Source organism: Salipiger sp. (assembly GCF_059781815.1).
In genome coordinates, this window is record NZ_JBYNAH010000002.1 from 45,696 (window position 1) to 63,503 (window position 17,808).

The 17,808-nt window shown below is 67.5% G+C and carries 9 protein-coding genes; 6 read left to right on the top strand and 3 right to left on the bottom strand.

Translation table 11 applies throughout. The features are described from left to right. Nucleotides 1-4: 4 nt before the first annotated feature. Nucleotides 5-925, top strand: a complete 921-nt coding sequence (locus AC6RA4_RS00520) for a hypothetical protein (RefSeq protein ID WP_500156334.1) — start codon at nucleotides 5-7, stop codon at nucleotides 923-925. Here the strand turns inward: AC6RA4_RS00520 and AC6RA4_RS00525 are convergent. The 3 genes from AC6RA4_RS00525 to AC6RA4_RS00535 form a co-directional block, all read right to left on the bottom strand. Beyond that, complete coding sequence (locus AC6RA4_RS00525; protein ID WP_500156336.1) at nucleotides 912-3,383, bottom strand: glycosyltransferase; 2,472 nt, start codon at nucleotides 3,381-3,383, stop codon at nucleotides 912-914. The genes AC6RA4_RS00520 and AC6RA4_RS00525 overlap by 14 nt on opposite strands. Before the next feature lie 139 nt (nucleotides 3,384-3,522). Beyond that, nucleotides 3,523-4,560: a ParB/RepB/Spo0J family partition protein gene (locus AC6RA4_RS00530; protein WP_500156338.1), complete on the bottom strand. Its 1,038-nt coding sequence runs from the start codon at nucleotides 4,558-4,560 to the stop codon at nucleotides 3,523-3,525. A gap of 105 nt (nucleotides 4,561-4,665) precedes the next feature. Continuing rightward, a complete protein-coding gene (locus AC6RA4_RS00535) occupies nucleotides 4,666-6,054 on the bottom strand; it encodes an AAA family ATPase (protein WP_500156340.1) in 1,389 nt (462 codons plus the stop codon). Between the two features lie 417 nt (nucleotides 6,055-6,471). On the opposite strand from AC6RA4_RS00535, the gene AC6RA4_RS00540 reads away from it, so the two are divergent. The 5 genes from AC6RA4_RS00540 to AC6RA4_RS00560 all read left to right on the top strand — a co-directional run. Continuing rightward, nucleotides 6,472-7,494 carry a replication initiator protein A gene (locus AC6RA4_RS00540; RefSeq protein WP_500156342.1) on the top strand — a complete coding sequence of 341 codons (1,023 nt, stop codon included), beginning with the start codon at nucleotides 6,472-6,474 and terminating at the stop codon, nucleotides 7,492-7,494. A 240-nt stretch (nucleotides 7,495-7,734) separates the two neighbouring features. Continuing rightward, complete coding sequence (locus AC6RA4_RS00545; RefSeq protein ID WP_500156344.1) at nucleotides 7,735-11,808, top strand: DUF4214 domain-containing protein; 4,074 nt, start codon at nucleotides 7,735-7,737, stop codon at nucleotides 11,806-11,808. An 88-nt stretch (nucleotides 11,809-11,896) separates the two neighbouring features. Further along, on the top strand, nucleotides 11,897-12,628 hold the full coding sequence (locus tag AC6RA4_RS00550; protein WP_500156345.1) for a hypothetical protein: 732 nt from the start codon (nucleotides 11,897-11,899) through the stop codon (nucleotides 12,626-12,628). Between the two features lie 249 nt (nucleotides 12,629-12,877). Next, nucleotides 12,878-16,945, top strand: coding sequence for a Calx-beta domain-containing protein (locus tag AC6RA4_RS00555; protein ID WP_500156347.1), 4,068 nt, complete (start codon nucleotides 12,878-12,880; stop codon nucleotides 16,943-16,945). 415 nt (nucleotides 16,946-17,360) lie between these two features. After that, the coding region (locus AC6RA4_RS00560) for a sugar phosphate nucleotidyltransferase (RefSeq protein WP_500156349.1) at nucleotides 17,361-17,808 on the top strand (448 nt) is incomplete at its 3' end.

Here is a 17,808-nt window from a genome sequence, read left to right on the forward strand (position 1 = left end):
TCCGATGCCCACGCTCTATCTCCATACCGGCCTGCACAAGACCGGCACAACGAGCCTGCAAAAGGCCTTTTTCGACAACCGCGACGAGCTGGCGCGGCAAGGCATGCTCTATCCGGCCTCCGGCCTGTCTCAAAAGCCGGTCAATTGGGGCCACCACGAACTCGCCTACGCCATGCGTCACCGGCTCGACGCACAGAAGCTCTGGCGCGCGCTGCGCAACGAGGCCGATGCCTCGGGGCTGGAGAAGGTGCTGGTCTCGTCCGAAGAACTGTCGCTGATGCCCTTCCCCGGCCTGCCTGCTGCGGAGCCCTACAAGCTGATCGCCCAGATCTTCGAAGGCTACGAGATCCGGCACATCACCTATCTCCGGCCGCAGGCAGACCTGATCTGTTCGCTCTACAATCACAACGTCAAGGCGGTCGGCGAGCGGCGTGACATCCTCGAGTTCATCTCCGGCGTCGCGCCGCGCCTCGAGTACCAGCATTATCTCAATGTCGCGGCCCTGGGTCTCGGACCGAAAGCCATCGTCGTGCGCCGCTACACGCCGGAGCATCTGGTCGACGGAGACATCATCTCCGACATCGCCTCGATCACCGGCATCGCCCTCGATCAGGGGTTCAAGCGCCCCAAGGCGCCGCTCAATGTCGGGCTGTCGTCGAAAGGTCTCGCGGCGATGCTCGCCGCCAACCGGCGCTTTGTCGACCAGCCGCTGCGGCTGCAGGCAGAGCGCAAGCGCATCATCATGCAATACCCCGCCCCGGCCTTCCAACGCCCCTCGCTGCTCACCGATGAGGCGCGCGACCTGATCGAGGCGCTCTACACCCAGAAGAACCGCATGATCGCCCGTCGCTACCTCAACCGCGACGTGGATCTCTTCGCGCCAGAGCCGGAGACCGCCCCGGCCAGCGCACTCAGCGAGAACTGAGCGCCGCGATCAGCCGTGCGGCCACACCCGTGGTCTCATCCGCGGGGCCAAGCAAGGTCCCGTTGCCGGCCCGCGCCACCGCCTCGCCCTGGGCGCCGAGATCGAAGCTGGCGACCGGCAGGCCGGTGGCCAGCATCTCGTGGGTGGTGAAGGAGAAGGTCTCGGGCCAGATCGAGGGCATGAACCAGCCGGAAACGCCGTAGCGCGCCACCAGGCCGGGCAGGTCGCGCAGCTCGTAGCTGCCATGCACCAGGCTCGGCGCCGCCAGCTTGTAGTTCGGGTCGAGATGGCCCAGCACCACCAGCCGCGCCGCGCCGCTCCGGGCCAGCTCGCGGCTCAGCTCCTGCAGCAGCGCCGCCCCCTTCTGCACCCCGATATTGCCCAGCACCCCGATCACCGGCGCGCCCTCGGCCCCCGCGCCCGGCGCGATCCGCGGCGGCGGCGCCGGCAGCACGTGCGGCTCTACCGAGATCCGCCCCGCCGCCTGCGGGTAGGCCTCGGTCAGGATGTCCCGGCTCGAGCCCGAGAACACCACCACCCGCCCGGCGGCCGAGATCAGCCGGCCCCAGGCCGCCTGCCACTCGGCCAGCGAGGCCGTCACCCCGCCGGGCCGCTCGTAGACATGCGCCGGGTCATCGGCCAGCGGGCCACCGGCCACCGGCACGCCGTGATAGAGACCATCGCTGCCCAGAAGCGTGTAGGACGGGCTCACCGGGAAGAAATCGTGCAGCAGCAGCTCGACCGGCTGCGGATGCGCGCTGCCCTGCCCCGCAAGCTGCAGAAGACGGTCCGGCAGCTCCAGCGCGTCGCGCTCGTTGACGCCGCAGGAATAGACGATGCGGCGCTCGGGCAGCAGCGCGATCAGTCTCTCGATCAGCGTGAAATCGTTGCTCAGCCCCTGGGTCATGCCGCTGGGGCCGTAGAGCTCGAGCTTCCAGCGATGGCCCTGTCCGACGCGCAGCACCACCGCCGACCCGCCCTCGGCGACCTCGCCCGCGATGCGGTCCTGCAGGTAGTTCTCGGCGCCGCCGCCCATGGCATGGGCAAGATAGACCGGCACCGGCCCGTCCTGGCGCTGCGCCGCCAGCGCCAGCCCCAACGCCAGACGCGGCGTGTTGAGCGGGTCGCGGCGGATGAACTCCTGCACCTCGGCGTCATAGCCCGGGTAGCGGCCCGAAAGGATGCGCAGGTTGCGCTCGAGCAGGCGCTGCTTGTCGGCGCTGCCGAAGGACTGGCCGCCGCGATGCTCGACAAACAGGTTGGGCGCGCAGAGATGGCGCCCGCCAAGCGCCTCGGCCTTGCGGCACCAGTCGTTCTCCTCGCCGTAGCCGCGCCCGAAGATGGAGTCGAATTCCGGCAGCTGGGCGAGGAAGCGCGGCGCCAGCGCCATGCAGAAGCCGACCCCGGTGGGGGCCGCGGCAAGCCCGGCTTTCGGGTCGAACCCGGCGGCGATACGGTCCAGCGCGTCGGCCTCGCCCGGAGCCAGGTCGTTGCGCTGGCAGATCACCGGCACGGTGAAGATCTCGGCATCGTTCGACATCGGCGTGACCGAGGCCACGTCGGGCTCGGAAAGCGGTGCCAGCAATCGCGGCAGCCAGCCCTCGGGCAGCAGCGCATCGGCATTGACCAGCACCACGGGATCGTCGGGCCACTGCGCCAGCGCCTCGGCAAAGCCCCGGTTGACCGCGCCGATGAAGCCCAGGTTCTCGGCATTCTCCAGCAGCGTCACCTGCGGGTGTCCGGCGCACCAGTCGCGCAGGAAGGGCCGCACCCGGGCATCGCTCGAGCCGTCCTCGATCACCAGCAGCCGCCAGCGCGTGCCGGAATGCGCCGCGATGCGCCCCAGCACCTCGGGCAGCAGGTCGAAGGCGTTGTAGACCGGCAGGATCAGCGTCGCGTCGCGCTCGGGCAGCGGGGCAGGGGGCGTGTCGGGCAGCAGCGCCGGGACCATCTCGGTCGCATCCGAGCGCGGCACCAGCCCGAGCCGTTCCTTGACGATCTCGCGGGCACCCAGATCGCCCTGCCATTTCCAGCGGTAGATCACCGGCGCCAGCGCCGCCAGCGTGCCGGCAAAGCGCGCCGCCATCGGCAGCCGGGCGCGCAGCAGCGCCGCCGAGGAGAAGCCGGGCAGGGACTGCCGTTCGGGGCGCTCGCCGCCGCGCTCGGCCAGCAGCTCGATGGCGCCGCTCTCGCAGGGGATGTCGAGCGCGAAGCCGCGCTGGCTGCTGCCGGACCGCGCCAGATCGGGCTCGGTCCAGGCGCGGGTGCGGTTCACCGACAGACCGATGCGATCGGCCTCGGCCCAGCCTTCCACGTGGATGCGATGGCGGCGCAGGGCGATGCGGGTGATCTCGCCATAGGCCGTGCCGTGGCGATCCAGAAGCGGGGTTCCGGGACGGTCGAGCGCGACGTTCATCTCCGCGTAGCGCAGAAAAATGCGATAGACCCGACCGAGCAACAAAGGACCGTCTCCAAGATAGTTCCGACCCGGCTTACGGGGTCGCGCAGGGCTGTGCAAGACACCCTCCCAAGGCCCCGTGACCCGGCGCCGCGAGCGCAAACATGTTTCGCTGCGAAACGCCCCGGACCGCGCCGCCTCAGCGCGCCAGCCGCTCCGCCAGCCAGGCCGCGAGATCGGTCTCGAAGGCGGCATCCGCCGCCGCCCCGTCCAGCTCCAGCCGCGACCCGCGCCGGCGCAGCGTCAGCCCGGCCCATTCGCCAAGGAGCTCAGGCGACCGTTTCGGCTCTGGTGCCGGGGTTTGAGCCTGTTTTTCGACCGGCGCCGAAGCGGCGGTGAGGCAGGCGGTCAGCGCCGCGCGCTCGGCGGCGGCATCCTGCGGCGGCGCGTCCTTCAGCGCGGCGACGATCTGCCGGGCGAGCTCGGGCCGGTCGCGCAGGGTCTGGGCCAGCTCGAGCCCGACGCGTTCGCTCAGCGTCTCGGGGAAGCGCAGCGCCCCGTCCAGCGCCCGCACGATGGCGATGAAGGAGCGGATCTTCGAGCGCCGCGCCCGAGGCACCGCGGCGAAGAGCGCCGAGAGCGCCGCCTCGTCATCGGCGAACACGCCGCGATCCGCCGCCCGCACCACGATGCGGGCGCGCTCGTAATGGCTGAGATTGGCGCGGATCTCGTTTTCCTCGATCATCGCGCGATAGGCGGCGGGGGCGTCCTCGGGCCGGCGCAGCAGCGCCAGCACCGTGCCGAACCGCGCCTCGCCGGTTTCCTCGCGCAGCGCCGCCAGCGCCCGGCAACGGCGCCAGCCCGAGAGCAGCCCGTAGGCGGCGCGGCCGGGCAGGGCGACCACCTCGATGGGCGTCTGCTGACCGCGCTGGCGCAGGCTCTCGCGCAGCGCCGCCGCCTCGTCGGCATCCTCGGCCATGCGGTCGCGTTCGAGATAGCTCAGCTCGATCTCCTCGAGCGGCAGCTCGACCACCAGCCGTCCGTCCTGTCGGGCGCCGTTCCAGCGCTCGCTCAGCTCCTCGAGCGCCGCGGTCGCGGCGGCCCCGGCGGCGACATCGGCGATCGGCGCGGCGCGCCGGGGGGCGGAGGTGAACATCGACTTGGTCTCGAGCGGGCCGCTCTCGGCGCCGCCCATCGGGTCGGGCGCGACGGGGGACAGTCTCTTGCGCTTGGCCATCCGCGGGGTCCTTTCAGAAACAGGGGGTGGCCGCAGCGGACCGGATCGGGGTTAAAAGAGCCTGACGCGGGCGCACGCCGGGATGTTTCGCAGCGAAACAGAGTCTCATTCGGCGGCCTGCGCCATCTGTTCGTCGCGCCGCCAGCTGCCCAGAAGCAGCTGCTTCAGAGCCGCATAGGTGGCATCGAACGTCTCGCGCCCGCGGGCATAGGTCTCGCGGTTGAAGTCGCGGTAATCGGCCTCGTAGATGCCGCGCACCTGCTCGCCGGCCTGGCCGATCAGGGCGGTGAAATCCTGCCGGTGCGGCGACAGCACCGGCCCGAGATAGGCCTGCATCAGCGCCGCAAGCTCGGCCTGCTGGGTGCCGTCATAGCGGGTGATCACCGCGCGCACCGCGTCCCACTGGAACGACAGCCCCTCGCGGCCCAGGGCGCGGGCGGCCATGTTCTCGGCCTCCTCGATCGAGGAGAAGGTCGAGTGCAGCATGTCGAAGAAGCGCCCGGTGCTGTCGAACTCGAGGAACGAGGCCCCGAGCGGCACCAGCAGGATATCCGCCGCCGCCAGCCCGTTGATCGTCAGGTAGCCGAGGGCAGGGGGGGTATCGAGGAAGATCACATCGTAATCGTCGAGCAGCCCGTCCGCCTCGAGACTGTCGGTGAGCGCGTCCCACAGCTTCCAGCCGCGCGCCTGCATGCGCCAGACCGGGATCTGGAACTCGGCCCAGTAGAGGTTCAGCTGCGCGCCGATGAGGTCGATATTGGGCCAGTGGGTTTTCTGCACCAGGCTCTCGGCCCGGGTCTCGAGCGCCTCGGTCAGGGTGTCGTCGAGCGGGATCGGCGCCTCGCCGCGATCGAGCCGGCGCTGGTTCTCCGATCTCAGGTGCAGACCGTAATGGCGCGCCAGCAGCGGGAAGACGGTCTGCCATTCGTCCTCGACCTTGCCGCCGAAGATCGAGGTCATCGAGCCCTGGCTGTCGAGGTCGATCACCAGCACCTTGTAGCCGTCGAGCGCGGCGCTCATCGCCAGATGCGCGCAGGTCGAGGTCTTGCCGACGCCGCCCTTGAAGTTGGCAACGGCGACCATCTTGGCGGGCAGCCCCTCGGGGCGCCAGGGCAGGTAGTTCTTGGCCTTGGATCCTTCGGCGGCGAAATGCGCCCGCAGCCGCAGCACCTCGTCGAGGGTGAACCACTTGGCGCCGCCCTCGGTCTCGGAGCGGCCCTGCGGCAGATCCGGGTTCTGCTTCAGCACCCGGCGGAAATGCCCGACCGCGACCGGGATCAGGTAGCGGGTGATTTCCCAGGTCGAGAACAGCCGCAGCTGGCGGCCGCCATCCTGCTCGAGCCCGCGCCCCGCGAGATCGCGGCGTCCGGCCTCGCAGGCCTGGGCGATGCGGGCGAAGCCCTCGGTCTCGAACGGGCCGCCAAGGGCGCCGAGAGCGGCATCGGGATCGACGTTGAAATAGGGGGGAAGATCGCTCTTGGGATCGGTCTTCATCTGGATGCTCGCCTGCCATGTTCGCCGTTTTTCTCAGGATATCGAAAAATGCAGCACATGGAAGCGAAAGCTGAACACGCCGTGATTTTCTAAGCAGATTCGGGGCGTTGTGTGGGGCGCGCGAGGCCTGGATCAGGCCGGCCGGGCAATCATCCCCAGTTATTTTTTGTTAGTTGAATCGTTACGGCCTGGGAAGCTTTCCTTTATCCTTTTGAAAATACTGGGGCTTTTGGGCCTCTCTCCGGGCAATGCGACTCTGATCCCACGTTGGGGCGACTCTGATCCCACGGGGCGGCGACTCCGATCCCCCGTTGCCGGGCTGGACGGGGGCTGTGGATAAAACTAGGGTGGGTGTCACTGAAACCCCGAAAGCGCGCAGGCGGATAAAACCGGGGGCAGGGCAGGCACGAGAGCAGGATGAGCGCAGTTTCTGACACCCCTGGCGGAGGGCTGTTGCCCGACCGTCACCCGACGGCGGATTTCTTCGTCTGCGACATCTTCGATGCCGCGCCGAAGGACGATCTGGGGTCGATGGAGCACCCGATCTTCTCGCTCTCGACCCGGCCCGACCGGCGGGTGCTGAGCTACGCCCATAACGGCACCCAGATCGAGGTCATCCCCTCGGTGCGCGGCCGGGCGACGATCCACGACAAGGACATCCTGATCTACTGCGTCAGCCAGCTGATGGCGGCGCTCAATGCCGGGCGGGAGGTGTCGCGCACGCTGCAGCTCAAGGCGCATGATCTTCTCGTCGCCACCAACCGCGACACCAGCGGCGACGGCTATGCCCGGCTGCGCGACGCCTTCGAGCGGCTGGCCGGCACCCGCATCACCACCAACCTCACCACCGGCGGCATCGAGACCACCCGCGGCTTCGGCCTGATCGAATCCTGGGAGATCGTGCGCCGCTCGCGCGGCGGGCGGATGATCTCGGTGACGGTGACGCTGTCGGACTGGCTGTTCCGCGCGGTGCTGGCGAAATCGGTGCTGACCCTGAGCCGCGACTACTTCCGCCTGCGCAAGCCGCTGGAGCGGCGCATCTACGAGCTGGCGCGCAAGCATTGCGGCCGCCAGCCGCGCTGGCAGGTCTCGGTCGGCACGCTGCACAAGAAGTCGGGCTCCACCGCCCCGGTGCGGGTGTTCCGCGCCGCGCTGCGCAAGATGATCGCCGAGGCCAACCTGCCCGACTACCGGCTCAGCGAGGCGCCGGACGACATGATCGTAGTCGAGCGGCTGCGCGCCGCCCGTCCGGGCCCCGCCACACCGCATCTCGATCCCGACACGCTCGAGGCCGCCCGGGCGCTGGCGCCGGGGGCGGATGTCTACGCGCTGGTGGCGCGCTGGCAGGCCTGGTGGGAGGACACCGGCCGGCCGCGGCTCGGCAATCCCGACGCGGCCTTCCTCGGCTGGGTGAAGGGGCAGGGGGGGCGTGGCGCCTAGCGGCCAACCGCCCGGGGCCTCCCGTTTCGCAGCGAAACATCCATGCGCCTCACGTGAATGTGCCTACACGTTGCGCATATGCCCTATTGCCTGACTTTTTGTGCCGACTTCTTGCCAGAGTTGCGATCTAGCGAGTCAATGTAAACCAGCCGGAAAGACATCGTGGGTCTTATCCGGGGCTGAGAGGAGCAGCGCCGCCGCATCATCGCGCAGCGGGCACGGGGACAGGATCTTTATTTCATGAACGATCTCTTTGGCGAGTTTGAACCGGATTACGCGGCGCTGTCGGGCGCCTTCGAACCCAACGACACCTACGACACCGCCGCCGATCTGGCCGAGGGCAGCCACACCATCACCGGCGCCCGGGTCGACTGGTTCCGCTTCGAGACGGTCTCGGGCGAGATCAACATCGACATGACGCCGCTGTCGGAATACGGCGGCCGCGCGCAGAACATGAACATCGCGCTCTACAGCGATCCCACCGGGCCGGCGCTGGTCAGCGGCGGCGGTCTGCCCGGCGACACGCCCGAGAGCATCAGCTATCTCGCCGGCGCCGACGGCACCTATTACCTCAAGGTGATCTGGGCCCAGTATGCCGACGGCAACCATCCCGACGGGGTGACCTATACCTATTCGCTCGATGTCGACCTGCCCGAGGAAATGCCCTCGGATGGCAACGACACCCGCGCCACCGCCACGACGATCACCGAGAACGGCACCACCAGCCACAGCGGCACCCGCGTCGACTGGTACCGGGTCGACACGCTGTCGGGGCCGATGAACTTCTCGATGACGCCGACCGCCGGGCAGAACCTCAGCTTCACGCTCTACGATGCCGATGGCAACGTGCTGCGCGGCGGGCAGGGCCCGGCCGAGGGCACCGAGACCATCAGCCACACCGCCGCCACCGACGGCACCTATTACCTCAAGGTGTTCTGGGCCCGCTATCCCGACGGTGCGCCCAACGGCGTCACCATCGACTACGACCTGACCGTCGACCTGCCCGAGGAAATGCCCTCGGACGGCAACGATACCCTCGAGACCGCCACGGCGATCACCGGCTCGGGCACCACCAGCCACAGCGGCACCCGCGTCGACTGGTACGAGATCAACACCGTCTCGGGGCTGATGAACTTCTCGATGACGCCGACCGCCGGGCAGAACCTCAGCTTCACGCTCTACGATGCCGATGGCAACGTGCTGCGCGGCGGGCAGGGCCCGGCCGAGGGCACCGAGACCATCAGCCATATCGCCGGTACCGCCGGCACCTATTACCTCAAGGTGTTCTGGGCCCGCTATCCCGACGGCGCGCCCAACGGCGTCACCATCGATTACGACCTGACCGTCGATCTGCCGGTCAGGCAGGCCTCCGACGGCAACGACACCCAGGCCACCGCCACCCGCATCGGCAACGGCACCGAAACCCGCAGCGGCACCCATATCGACTGGTACCGCTTCACCACCGGCCCCGGCCTGATGAATTTCTCGATGACCGCGCTGGCCTTCCCGGACGGCACCGTGCCGAACCTGAACCTGACGCTCTTCGATGCGGACGGAACGGCGATCCGCGCCAATCTCTCGAACAGCAGCACCGAGAGCTTCAACTACATGGCGCTGGAGCAGACCGACTATTACCTGCGGGTCAACTGGGCGACCTATCCCGCCGGGGCGCCCAACGGCTACACCATGCGCTACGACCTGACCCTCGACCTGCCCTACAGGACCTGGAGCAGGCCGCTGGAGTTCGGCCCGGTGCACAATGCCTCGGTCACGGTGTTCGACATCGACAATGACGGCCGCGACGAGATCTTCGCCGGCACCACCAAATATCTCGACGAGGCGGGCAACGAGGTCCGTCCCGCCGGTCTCGTGGTGCTCGAGGATACCGGCGCGATCAAGTGGACCCAGACCTTCGACGCGGCGCCGGGCAGGGACGTGGCCACCGGCAAGACCTACGAGACCACCTCGGTCAGCACCGCGCCGGTGTTCTCGGATCTCGACAATGACGGCTCGATGGACATCGTGGTCGGGGTCGGCGGCGACAACGGCCGCGACGAGTTCGGGGTGGTCGGCCAGCCCGGCGACATGGGCGGCATCTACGCGCTGAACGCCGACGGCTCGATCAAGTGGTTCTTCCAGACCCGCGACACCTTCGGCGACGACAACCGCTCCGACGGGGTCTACGGCGCGCCGCGGATCTTCGACATCGATGGCGACGGGGTGCGCGAGGTGATCTTCACCTCGTGGGACCACTACCTCTACATCCTCGATGGCCGCACCGGCCTGCTCGAGCGCGAGTTCAACCTGCATGACACCGCCGGCAGCACGCCGGCCGTGGGCGACATCAACGGCGACGGGCTGTTCGATCTGGTGGTCTCCTCCGACATCAGCGAAAACCCCGCCGCCGGCCTCAACGACCAGGGCGGCATGCTGCAGGTGCTGACCGGCTATACCAACCCGATCATCCAGGGCTGGAAGACCCAGATCGGCGAGTCGAGCTCGGCCTCGTTCCGCGGCAAGTTCGACGAGCAGTCACTGTGGTCCTCGCCGCAGCTGGTCGATCTCGACCGCAACGGCACGCTCGAGATCGTGCAGGGCACCGGCGACTATTTCCGCGACGGCCGCGGCGAGCACGTGAAGGTGTGGAACTCCGACGGCACGCTGCGCTTCAAGCTGCCGACCGAGGGCCGGGTTCTGGCCTCGCCGCTGATCGCCGATCTCGACGGCAACGGCACCAGCGAGATCATCGCCGCCACCACCTCCGGCTACGTCCACGCCTGGGGCGCCGGCGGCGGCGCGCTCTTCACCACCAAGGTCCTGCCCTACGGCACCACCGCCGCGGACGACCTGCCGATCGTCGGCCAGCCCATCGCGGTCGACATCAACAACGACGGCAAGCTCGAGATCCTGGTCTCGGTGGGCTCGCAGATGATCGCCCTGAACAGCGCGGGCAAGCAGATCAGCGGCCTGAACCAGGCCGACCGGGTGTTCAACACCTATGCCGGCTCGCCGGTGGCCCGCGACATCGACAGCGACGGCCGGCTCGACCTGATCTCGGGCGGCTCCACCTTCGACCGCGACCAGGGCATGGTGTTCCGCTTCGAGAACGGCTTCGACGTGACCAGCGACGACTACCGCACCGCCGCCTACCAGGGCGCCCAGTCGCTGCACGACATCCGGGATTTCGTCGAGCGCTTCTACAGCACGATCCTTGGCCGCGAGGCCGATCCGGCGGGTCTCAACAACTGGGCCGACCGTCTCTATACCGGCGTGAGGACCGGGGCCGACGTGGCCCGCGGCTTCGTCCTCAGCCCCGAGTTCGCCAGCCAGGGCACCAGCAACTCGGAATATGTCCAGACCCTGTACTCGGCCTTCTTCGACCGTCCCGCCGATGCCACGGGCCTGGCCAACTGGACCGCCCGTCTCAATGCGGGCATGAGCCGGGCACAGGTGCTCAACGGCTTCATCTACAGCGCCGAGTTCTCCAGCCTCGCCAGCTCCTACGGCATCCTCGTCGACACCGGCACCGGGCCGGTCTCGGATGCGGCGGTGATCGTCGGCGACGCGAACGACGCCAACATGCTGCATGGCGGCGCCGGCGACAGCGTCATCTACGACGAGGGCAGCGGGGTGCGCGAGCAATACCCCAATGACAAGCTGGTCACGGGCCAGGTGTTCCGCCTCTACCTGGCCACGCTGGCCCGCACCCCGGACACCACCGGCTTCGAGAACTGGATCTCGGGGCTGCAGACCAATCTCGAGCTGGTCCAGGTGGCCAACGCCTTCGTCAACAGCGCCGAATTCCAGAAGACCTATGGCGCGCTCACCGACGAGGCCTTCGTCACCCTGCTGTACAACAACGTTCTGGGCCGCAATCCCGATCCGCAGGGGCTCACCAACTGGGTGGCCCGTCTCGAGGGCGGCATGAGCCGCGCCGAGGTGGTCATCGGGTTCTCGGAATCCGGCGAGTTCAAGACCAACACCAATCCCCAGCTCGACACCTATATGCGCATCGCGCAGCCGACCTGGATCGACGTGATCGAGGGCGGCGCCGGCAACGACACGATGAACGCCAATACCGGCGGCGACGTCTTCATCTTCCGCCAGGGCGAGGGCGGCAACGACCTGATCCGCGGCTTCGAGCCGTGGGACGAGCTGCAGTTCTCGGGCTTCGGCTATTCCACCGGCAGCGACGCCATGGCGCATATGGTGCAGTCCGGCCCCAGCGTGGTGTTCAGCGATCAGGGCCAGAGCATCACCTTCCTGAACACCACCATGGCCGAGATGCGGCGGGTGCTCTACAACGTCTCCTGATCGCATCGGATGGACAGCCGTCCGCTGATCGTCTAACGCAGTGCCGGCCCGCGTCTCGCGGGCCGGAACCGTTTTGAAGAGGCCCGTCTTGCGCGTCGCACTGTTTCACATTCCCAAGACCGGCGGCACGTCGCTGCACGATTTCCTGCAGGGGCATTTCCCCGCCGAGAAAAGCTGCCCGGAGCGTTTCCGGTCTTTCGACCGGTTTTCCCAGCAACAGCTGCAGGACTACGATTATTTCTCGGCCCACATGGATTACGGCATCCTGAAACGGCTGCCGGGGCCGCTTTATACCATCACCATTCTGCGCGAGCCCAAGGCGCGGATCCTGTCGCTCTATTACTTCTGGCGCTCGCATTCGGACGAGACCATCGAGCGGCTGAATCTCGTCGGCCCGCGCGCCGCCAAGAAAATGAAGCTGCTGGATTTCCTGCGCTCCGGCGACCACGGCATTCCCGCCAATATCAACAATATCCTGGTGCGGACCATGCTGGGCCATTCCTGGACCGGCCCCGGCGGCCGGCTGGTGCTGCATGACGACGAGGCGCTGCGGGTGTCGATGCGCAACCTGCTGACCATCGACACGGTGGGCTTTGTCGAGAACATGCCGGCGCTGTTCGAGGAGGTCACGCAGCGCATTGGCATCGCGATGCCCGAGGAACTGCCCTGGGCGCGCTCGTCGAAGAATTTCGGCACCGAGGCCGGGTCGGAGAAGGTCGAGCGCGAGGAGATCACCCCCGAGATCGAGCGCCAGCTCAACCATCTCACGCGGCTCGATCGCATCCTCTACAACAACGCCCGGGCGATGTTCGCGCGCTGACCGGGCGATCCGCAGCGGCCAGGCGGGCTGGCGGAGCGGCCTCTCTGGCCTTCCGCCGCAAAATTGATCATCCGGACATATCGGCAGGCCCTTTTCAGAGCGTCCGGGATATATGCCTTTTTTTTGCCACAAAGGGCGTTGTCTGGAATCGGGAAATCTGTTCCCTTTGTTAAGACTTTCTTAACCAGACGTTTCGGTCAGCAATTTTATCGTGCGTTTTAGTGCCTGATTTTTTGGGGGAAAATCTTTATGCCTGTCGTTTCCGTAAGCTCCGTGGCCGCCACGGAGGGCAATGCTCTCACGTTCACCGTTACCCTGGATGAGGCGGCCAGTGACGCCGTTACGCTCTATTACCGGACTCTGACCGGCACTGCGGCGGATGGCGATCTCTCCTACGGGCCGACCTCGAGCTACAATGCCGACTGGCTGACGTTCGCCCCCGGCGAGATCTCCAAGACGGTGTCGATCTACACGTCGAACGACCGCGTCGACGAGCGCGACGAGAGCATCACGCTGCGGCTCTCGGCCCTGTCCGAGAATGCCAGCTTCGCCAATGGCGAGGACACGCAGAGCGCCATGGGGATCATTCTCGACAATGACGGGACCGGCAGCAACCTGGCGCTGCTGGTGTCGGATGTCGAGATCGTCGAGGGCGACAGCGGCAGCAAGGAGGCGCAGTTCGAACTGTTCCTCTCGCGCCCGGCGGAGGAGAGCTTCAGCGTCAGCTACCGCACCCGCGACATCTCGGCCACCGCCGGCGAGGACTATTCCGACTGGACCGGCAGCGCCCGCTTCGCGGTGGGCGACCAGGTCAAGACGGTGAGCGTGCCGGTCTATGGCGACACCGAGGCCGAGATCACCGAGAGCTTCGCGCTGGTGGTCACCGACCCGGGCACGCCCAGCCTCGATGTGACCGGCCTCGCCGGCGAGGCGGTGATCCGCGACGACGACACGGATCCGCAGCCGGTGGTCTCGATCGCCGCCACGACGGCGACCGAGGGCAACGCGCTGATCTACACGATCACCCTCTCCGAGCCGACGTTCGACGCGGTCAGCATGCTCTATCGGGCGGTCCCGAACACCGGCTCCGACACCGATCTCTCCTATGGCCTCACCTCGAGCTACAACTGGAGCACGCTGACCTTCGCGCCCGGCGAGACCATGCGCACGGTTGCGATCTACACCTCCAACGACCGCACGGACGAGCGCGACGAGACGATCGACCTGGAGCTTTCCGCGCTGTCCGAGAATGCCAGCTTCGCCGGCGGCGAACACAGCCTGACCGGGACCGGCGTTCTGCTCGACAATGACGGGGCCGGCAACAACCTGTCGCTGATCGTCTCCGACATGCGGCTGGTCGAGGGCGACAGCGGCAGCAAGGACGCGGTGTTCGAGGTCCGGCTGTCGCAGCCGGCGGAAGAGGCGTTCAGCGTCAGCTATCGCACTCGCGACATCTCGGCCACCGCCGGCGAGGACTACCAGTCGACCATCGGCAGCCTGTCCTTCGCCATCGGTGAAGAGGTCAAGACGGTGCGGGTGCCGGTCTATGGCGACACCGAGGCCGAGGCCAGCGAGAGCTTCGCGCTGGTGCTCGACGAGCCGAGCGGGATCAGCGTCGATACCGTCGGTCTGGCCGGCGAGGCGGTGATCGCCGATGACGACACGGATCCGCAGCCGGTGGTCTCGATCGTTCCCGCCGAGAGCACGGAAGGCAATGTGCTGGTCTATACGGTGACCCTTTCCGAGCCCAGCGAGGAGGAAGTCTCGATGAGCTTCCAGAGCGTGGCGGGGACCGGCGACGGCAATGATTTCTCCTACGGCTTCACCTCGAGCTACAACACCGGAACGGTGACCTTCGCGCCGGGGGAAACCTCGCAGCAGGTGGTGATCTACACGCGCAACGACAGCACCGACGAGCGCGACGAGAGCGTCGGGTTGCGGCTCTACAACCTCTCGGACAGCGCCAGCTTTGCGGGCGGCGAGGACGAACTCTCGGCGATCGGGGTCATTCGGGACAATGACGGGGCCGGGGCCAACCTCTCGCTCTTCGTCTCTGGCGCCACGCTGGTCGAGGGGGACGATGGCAGCAAGGAAGCGGTGTTCGAACTGCGCCTGTCGCAACCGGCCCCGGACGCGATGGTGCTGAGCTACGGCACCCGCGACATCACCGCCCACACCGGCGAGGATTACGCCGAACAGTCCGGCACCGTCAGCTTCGCCGCCGGCGAGGAGGTCAAGACGGTGAGCGTGCCGGTCTACGGCGACACCGAGGTCGAGTTCACCGAGCGCTTCGCCCTGTCGGTCGACATCTCCGACATCGCCTATCTGAGCGGAGACAGGGTCGAGGCCGAGGCGGTGATCCGGGACGACGACACCACGCCGGAACCGGTGATCACGGTCAACCCGGCCACGGCCATCGAGGGCGACACGCTGATCTACACGCTCACCCTGTCGGAGCCCTCGAGCGATGCGGTGACGGTGGATTACACGCCGCTGGCGGGCACCGCCGAGGAGACCGACCTCTCCTACGGCTTCACCTCGAGCTACAACACCGGAACGGTGACCTTCGCGCCGGGGGAGACCTCGAAGCAGGTGTGGATCTACACCCGCAACGACAGCACCGACGAGCGCGACGAGGACATCTATCTCGTGTTCTCCAACGTCACCAATGCCAGCCTCGCCGACGGGGCGCCCACGGTCACCGTGGCGGGCACCATTCTCGACAATGACGGGGTCGGGCAGAACCTGAACGCAAGCGTCGCGCCGACGGTGCTGCGTGAGCACGGCGTCGCCTCGTTCATCTACGAGATCCCGGTCGAGCTCTCGTCGCCGGCCACCGATGCGCTGAGCTTCACCGTCGAGGCCATCGACCAGACCGCCGTGGCGGGCAGCGACTACCGGCTGCTGGACACGCGGGTGAGCTTTCTCGAGGGCCAGAGCGTGGCCACGGTCTCGGTCGAGGTGCTGGGCGACTCAGTGGTCGAGAGCACCGAGGCCTTCACCCTGTCGCTCGAGCCGGTCAGCGGCACCCCCTATGCGGGCTCGGTGGCCGACACGGTGATCCAGATCCGCCCCGGCCCGCTGCTGCCCAGCACCGGGGATGACGTGCTGGTCGGCACGGTGGGCGACGATTACATCAACCTGCTCGCCGGCCACGACCATTACCGCGGGCTCGAGGGCGACGACACCGCGTTCGGCGCCAATGGCAACGACACCGTCATCGGCGGGGCCGGGGCCGACCTGCTCGATGGCGGACCCGGCGCCGACCTGCTGATCGGCGGCGACGTGTCGGACGTCTCGACCGCCGATGGCGCGCAGGTCTTCCGGGTCTACCAGGCGACGCTCGACCGCTATCCCGACAGCATGGGCTACGAGAACTGGAGCGGGCGGCTCGGCAGCGGCGAGATGACCCTGCTCGAGGTCATCGAGGGCTTCGTCAACAGCCCCGAGTTCCAGGCCACCTACGGCGCCCTCAACAACACCGCCTTTGTCACCCTGCTGTACCAGAACGTGCTCGAGCGCGACCCCGACTCCTCGGGTCTCAACAACTGGGTCGCCCGGCTCGACAGCGGCATGGCGCGCTCCGAGGTGGTGCGGGGCTTCTCGGAAAGCGCCGAGTTCAAGGAGGTCACCAACGACCCCGCCAGCGCCTATGTCGCCGCCGAGGCCGCGCCCTATGCCGACGATGTCTACCGGCTCTACCAGGCGACGCTCGACCGAGCGCCGGATCTCACCGGCCTGATGAACTGGTCGGGCCGGCTGGGCGAGGGCATGGAGTATGTCGATGTCGCTGCCGGCTTCGTCAACAGCCCCGAGTTCCAGAACGTCTATGGCGCGCTCGACAACGGCGCCTTCGTGACCCTGCTCTACAACAACGTGCTGGGCCGCGATCCCGATGCCACCGGGCTGTCCAACTGGACCCGGCGCCTCGACGAGGGCATGAGCCGCGAAGAGGTGGTCCAGGGCTTTGCCCAGAGCGCCGAGTTCATCGCCAACACCGCGGCGCCGTTCCGCAGCGTCATGGCTGGGCAGGAGGGCGACAGCTTCAGCGGCGGTCCGGGCAACGACCTGATCCATGGCGGGCTGCTGGCGGACACGTTCGAGTTCGACGTGGCCGACAAGGGCGCCGACCGGGTGCTGCAGCTCGACGCCTGGGACACGCTGGAGTTCACCGGCTTCGGCTACGCCAACGCCGCCGCGGCGCGGTCGCACATGACCGAGACGCCGACAGATGTGATCTTCGCCGACCAGGGGGTGTCGGTGACGTTCATGAATACCGATCTCGACATTATCGAGAGCATGACCGTTCTGGTCTGATTACCACCACTCACGTCGCAGCCGGCCCCGCTTCCGCAAGGAGCGGGGCCGGTCTGTTTTGTCAGGTCAGCCTGTTGTCAGGCCGAACGGTTTCGCCGCCCGGCCACGATCTCGCGCATCGCGCCCCGCCAGTCGGGCCTGGGCAGGCCGAAGACCAAGAGAAGAGGCTGTGCGCGGATGCGCGATCCTCTCGGCGCCCTTGCCAGGCCAGACGAAAGACGGCCGTCCGAGCAGGGCTTTCCGGGGCGAAACGTCGGCACCGGTACGCGGCATCTTCTCGAAACCATCTTTGCTCTGATCTGGATAAACGGCCCTAGCAGCTCGTTCGGGGCTGCATTACCGTGCGCGCGACCGACGTCTTGAGACGGTCGGCACGCGGCGCGGGCCGGCGTGCAGACTGAGAAAGTGGAGATTTATGCAGACCATTACCCCCGTCATCCTCTGTGGAGGCTCCGGCACGCGGCTTTGGCCGGTGTCGCGCAAGAGCTTTCCGAAGCAGTTTACCAGCTTGCTCGAGGATCAGAGTCTGTTCCAGAAGACAGCGCGCCGCCTGAACGGGTCGAGCGGATATGCCAAGCCGGTGGCGGTGACGAACGCGGATTTCCGCTTTGTGGTGACCGAGCAACTGACCGCTGCCGGAATCGATCCCGGCGCCATCCTGATCGAGCCTGAGGGGCGGAATACCGCGCCGGCGGTGCTTGCCGCGGCGCTGCACATTCACGCGAAGGATCCCGAAGCCACGATGCTCGTGGCCCCGGCAGATCACGAGATCCCCGACACCGCCGCCTTCCACGCCGCGGTCGAGACCGGGCTGAAGGCGACCGAGGCCGGCAAGCTGGTGCTGTTCGGCATCCGCCCCGACC